This window comes from Elstera sp. (genome assembly GCF_044372965.1).
Classification (GTDB): Bacteria; Pseudomonadota; Alphaproteobacteria; order Elsterales; family Elsteraceae; genus Elstera.
On record NZ_JBILQX010000218.1, the window covers coordinates 1 to 5,175 of the forward strand.

Below are 5,175 nucleotides of genomic sequence, written 5' to 3' on the forward strand. Positions count from 1 at the left end.
GCGGTCCATAAGGCCCTCGTTTGTCATCCGGAGGTGATCCTAAGCTGGATTCGGGCCGGAGGCTAGCGGCGGGATCATCGTCCGCCCGCTATCTTGCGGATGAGCCAATTCTCGTCGTTGCATCGCGGGGGCACTTTCGGCCATGGTTAACCCATGAAGCGCGTCGCTCCCACCCCCGCCCCCTCCTATTACGAAGCCTCGATTGCGCCGAAGCGCCCGCCGAGGGCGCGCCTGCGCGGTGAGGTGGACGTGGATGTCGCTATTTGCGGCGGCGGCATCTCGGGCATCAGTGCCGCCCTTCATTTGGCCGAGCGCGGCTTGCGTGTGGCGGTGTTGGAGGGGGGGACGGTCGGCAGCGGGGCGTCGGGCCGGTCGGGCGGGCAGATTCTGAATGGGTTTTCCGCGTCTCAACCAGCGCTAGAGGCGCGTTATGGGCTCTATAAAGCCCAACAACTTTATGCTCTGTCGTTGGAGGCGGTTCAGCTTGTGCGCGACCGGGTGGCGCGGCACGCGATTGCCTGCGATTTCATGGAGGGCGCCATAACGCTGGCCATGAAGCCCCGGCATCTGGCCGACTTCCGGGCCGAGGCCGCCCGCATGGCTGAGCATTACGATCAATCCAATCTCGAAGTCTGGGATGTCGATCAAACCCGCGCGGCGGTTCGTTCGCCCCTTTATTGCGGCGGGCTTTACGATCCGACCGGCTGCCATTTGCATCCGCTGAACTATACGCTTGGCCTGGCGCGGGCCGCTGAAGCCGCCGGGGCAATGATCTACGAGGAAAGCCGGGTGACGGCCTGGGCTTCCGGCACCCGTCCGATGCTGGCAACCGCAGAAGGCCGCGTGCGGGCGAAAGAGATCATTTTTTGCGGCAATGCCTATTTGGGGCGGTTGGTGAAAGACCTTTGGCCGCTGATTATGCCGGTGGCGAGTTGCATCATTGCCACCGAACCGCTCGGCGACCGGTTGAAAGACTGTTTAAGCCGCCCACTTTCAGCGTGTGATGCCAATATAGTTCTGGATTATTTCCGGCCGACAGGCGACGGTCGTTTGCTCTTCGGGGGGCTCGCGAATTACTCGGGGCGGGAGCCGCGCGATATTATCAAGGCATTGCGCCCGCGTCTGCACCGAGCATTCCCGCAGATCGCCGATGCTAAGATCGAGTTCGGCTGGGGCGGGCTCATCGACATAACCCCCCGGCGCGAGCCGCAGATGGGCCAGTTGGAGCAGGGCGTATGGTTCGCGCACGGCTATTCCGGCCACGGTTTGGCGCTCGCGACGCTTTCGGGCGCGCTGCTGGCTGAGGGGATTTGCGACCGTTCCGACCGGTTGGCCTTGCTTGAATCTTTGCCGCGCCCGGCGTTCCCAGGGGGGAGGTTCCGCACCGCCACCTTGATTACGGGAATGTTGGCCATGCGGTTAAAGGACGCACTCTAACGGGATCATTGCGGATAAAAAGAGATTAAAACACGGTAAAAACGCGACGCACGGATGACAATGCATGCAAATCGCGTCATACTCATAAGAGAACGAACGAAGCGACACAGAGATTGTAATGCGATGAGTATCACCGCGGATCGAACCGTAACGGCCGAGACGGCGCTCAAACGCCTGATCGAGATCGGCACGGCGCTGGCGGCAGAACGCAATCCTGATCGTCTGCTTGAGCAAATCATCGTCGGGGCCAAAGAGCTTTCGAATGCCGATGGCGGCACGCTCTATCTGACCACCGAAACCGATAGCCTGCGCTTCGTTATTTTGCGCAATGATACGCTGGGGTTTGCCAAAGGCGGCACGACGGGCGAGCCGGTGCAATTGCCGGAACTGCCGATGCATCGGCCCGACGGCAGCCCCAATCATAATAATGTGGCGACCTATGCGGCGCTGACCGGCAAAATCGTCAATATCGACGATGCCTATCACGCCAAAGACTTCGATTTTTCTGGCACCAAGCGGTTTGATGAGACCACGGGCTATCGCTCGCAGAGTTTCCTAACCGTGCCGCTGTGTAACCATCTCGGCGATGTGGTTGGCGTGTTGCAGCTCATCAACCGCAAGAACCCGATCACGGGGGCGGTCGAGGTGTTCGGGACCGATTTGGTCCCCTTGATCGAAGCTTTGGCCAGTCAAGCCGCCATGGCGTTGACCAACCAGCAGCTTATTCTTGAACAACGCAATCTATTCGATGCTTTCATCAATTTGATGGCGGGCGCGATCGACGCTAAATCGCCCTATACGGGCGGCCACTGCCAACGAGTGCCAGCGCTGACGGAAATGCTCGCGGCGGCGGCATGCCGGGAAGCGGACGGGCCTTTCGCCTCCTTCGATCTCAACGACGACCAATGGTACGAGCTGCGCGTTGCGGGCGGCTTGCACGATGTGGGGAAGGTAACGACGCCGGTTCATATTATGGACAAGGCGACGAAGCTCGAAAAAATCTGCGACCGCATTGAGGAAATCCGTGCCCGTCACGAGGTTCTGCGCCGCGATGCCGAGGTTGCCTATTGGCGCGGCCGGGTCGAGGGCGGCGACGAAAAGGAACTGGCGGCCATCTGCGCCGCGCGCATTGCGGAAATCGACGAGCAGTTCCTGTTTCTGCGCCAAGTGAACTTCGGCACCGAGTTTACTCCCGATGCCAGCGTGGACCGGATCAAAGCGATTGCGAACCAAACCTGGGGGCTCGAGGGCGAGTTAAAGCCTTTGCTGCTGGAAGACGAGGTGATGAATCTCTCCATCCGGCGCGGCACGCTGAATAACGAAGACCGTAAGATCATCAACGATCATATCGTGCTGACAATCCAAATGCTCGATGCGCTGCCTTTCCCCAAGCTGTTGAAGAATGTTTCTGAAATTGCGGGCGGCCATCACGAAAAAATGGACGGCACGGGTTATCCCAAGGGGCTGAAGCGCGAGGAAATGTCGATTCCGGCGCGTATGATGGGCATTGCCGATATCTTTGAAGCGCTGACCGCGGCGGATCGGCCCTATAAAAAGCCGAAGCCGCTTTCAGAATCCATCGCCATCATGGCCCGGATGAAGCAGGATAATCACGTCGATCCTGATTTGTTCGATCTCTTCTTGAGCAGTGGCGTTTACCGCGAGTATGCGGAAAAGTTTTTGCAGCCCGATCAGATCGATGCCGTTGACATTACCCAGTATCTAGCGCCCAATTTTAAACCGAAGGGTGCCTGACGATTTTCCGGAGTCGGGAATCTATTGCAGGCCTCTAGCAAAGCTGCCATGCTGAAATCACATAAATGATATCGAGCGTGGACGGGGCCTAAAATGAGGCCCCTACGGTGCGATTAAGGGAGACGGGCGATGGATGCAATTCTTCTCACTTTGGCGGTGAGCCTTGCAGTTCTTATCTCCGTCACGCTCGCGGTGGCCAAAGGCCCCGCTCAGCAGGCGGTTCCGGTTCGGGTGCGTCGTTCGCGCCGCTGATCCGGTTTAACGGTTTTCTGTTTCTGCTGTGGTGCGGATCGGGCAAGGCTTTTTTGCAAGCCTGATCCTTATCCAGCTCGCGGGCTGTGCGGCAACCCCGCCTCCGCCCGTTGCTCCGGCTGCACTGAGTGCAAGCCCCGTTGTAAAGCCGCCTGAAGCTCAGCCGAATCTTGCCCCGGTTCCAGCGCCCGCCGTTCTGGCGAGTGTCCCCGGCGTTCCCCTCCAGCAGGGGCGAGCGACTTGGTACAAGCGCTCCCGACATACCCATACGACGGCAACCGGCGAAGCGCTGGATGATCGGCTGTTTACCGCCGCCCATTTAACGTTTCCGTTGGGGAGCTTTCTTCGCGTGACCGATATCGCTACCGGCAATTCGGTGATCGTCCGCGTCAATGATCGCGGGCCGTATACGCGAAATTTTGTTATTGATCTCAGCAAATCGGCGGCGGACGCGCTTGGGCTTTTTCGCAATCCGCGCATGATGGTGAGCTTGGAGCTACTGGCAGGCAAGCCCGACAGCGATCATCTGTCGGTGCCGGTCTCAACTCTTCCCACCGGGGCGGCGGCGTTGGCCGCTTTGGGCGGTGGCAAGCCGAAACCGGGGGCCGCCAAGCCGAAACCCGTTCCAGCGAAGGCGGGGGCGATTAAGTCCGTCAAGACGGTGCCCAAACCCGCGCCTGCGAAGGCTCCGACAGCAAAAGCAGCCCAGGCGAAAACCCAAGCCCCGACGCAAAAACCTGCGACGAAAGCGCCTTAGGCCCACTGCGAACCCGGTTAACGTTCGGTCAGTTTAAACTCGATGCGGCGGTTGCGGCGGCGGGCGGTCTCATCGTCGCGCGGGTCGAGCGGTTGGAACTCGCCAAAACCAGTTGCGGCCAAGCGGTCGGCGGGCACACCCTGGTCGATCATGAATTTCACCACCGAGATGGCGCGCGCGGTCGAAAGCTCCCAATTGGATGGAAACTGCGCTGTGCGGATCGGCACCCGGTCCGTATGCCCATCGACGCGCAAGACCCAACTCAGGTCGGCAGGAATACGCGGGGCAACATCTTTGATGACGGCGGCGAGTCCGGCCAATTGCCCGCGCCCAGCCTCGCCCAATTCGGCCGAACCCGCGTCGAACAGCACTTCCGATTGGAAGACAAAGCGGTCGCCGACGATGCGGACCTCCTGGCGCTCGCCCAGAACCTCGCGCAGCCGCCCAAAGAACTCGGACCGATAACGCGCCAACTCTTCGACTTTGGAGGCAAGGGCGGCGTTAAGGCGTTTGCCAAGGTCGGCGATCTGAACGTCTTGCTCTTTGGTTTTGGCTTCCGAAACTTCGAGCGCGGCGGCAATCCGTGCAAGCTGGTCGCGTAAGGCCAGCATCTGGCTATTGAGGAGCTCAACCTGCCGTTTTGCTTCGGCGGAAAGCGCTTTTTCGCGCGAAAGCTCGCCGCCCTGCACTTCGCCGCGTGCCAGCAACTCGGCCAACTGAATGTCGCGCTGGGCGATATCGCGTTGCGACAGAATTGTGCGCTCTTCCGCCGTCGCAAGCCGCGCTTCGAGTTCTTTTGAGCGGTCGCGCAGGGCCCCCAACTGTTTATCTCGCTCATCCACCTGAGCCCCAAGCGCAGCAACCTTGGCTTCCAACTCGGTGCGCACCCGGCGCAAGGTATCGATATCGGCCTTGAGTTGCGCCAACTCTTTGAGTTGCACTTCAAGCGTCGCCCGGTCGGCCTGAATGGTTCG

5 protein-coding genes are annotated in these 5,175 nt (G+C 60.1%); 4 read left to right on the forward strand and 1 reads right to left on the reverse strand.

What is annotated here, in order from left to right; translation table 11 throughout:
* Positions 1-153: 153 nt before the first annotated feature.
* The 4 genes from ACIQ36_RS18080 to ACIQ36_RS18095 all read left to right on the forward strand — a co-directional run bounded on the left by ACIQ36_RS18080 (position 154) and on the right by ACIQ36_RS18095 (position 4,201).
* The gene (locus ACIQ36_RS18080; RefSeq protein ID WP_395831910.1) at positions 154-1,437 is read left to right on the forward strand and encodes an NAD(P)/FAD-dependent oxidoreductase; all 1,284 of its coding nucleotides are present in this window, start codon (positions 154-156) and stop codon (positions 1,435-1,437) included.
* 123 nt (positions 1,438-1,560) lie between these two features.
* Positions 1,561-3,192 carry an HD domain-containing phosphohydrolase gene (locus tag ACIQ36_RS18085; protein ID WP_395831912.1) on the forward strand — a complete coding sequence of 544 codons (1,632 nt, stop codon included), beginning with the start codon at positions 1,561-1,563 and terminating at the stop codon, positions 3,190-3,192.
* A gap of 129 nt (positions 3,193-3,321) precedes the next feature.
* On the forward strand, positions 3,322-3,444 hold the full coding sequence (locus tag ACIQ36_RS18090; RefSeq protein WP_395831914.1) for a hypothetical protein: 123 nt from the start codon (positions 3,322-3,324) through the stop codon (positions 3,442-3,444).
* A 28-nt stretch (positions 3,445-3,472) separates the two neighbouring features.
* The gene (locus ACIQ36_RS18095) at positions 3,473-4,201 is read left to right on the forward strand and encodes a septal ring lytic transglycosylase RlpA family protein (protein ID WP_395831915.1); all 729 of its coding nucleotides are present in this window, start codon (positions 3,473-3,475) and stop codon (positions 4,199-4,201) included.
* Between the two features lie 17 nt (positions 4,202-4,218).
* Here ACIQ36_RS18095 and ACIQ36_RS18100 read toward each other — a convergent pair.
* On the reverse strand, positions 4,219-5,175 hold a 957-nt coding region (locus tag ACIQ36_RS18100), incomplete at its 5' end, for a peptidoglycan -binding protein (RefSeq protein ID WP_395831917.1).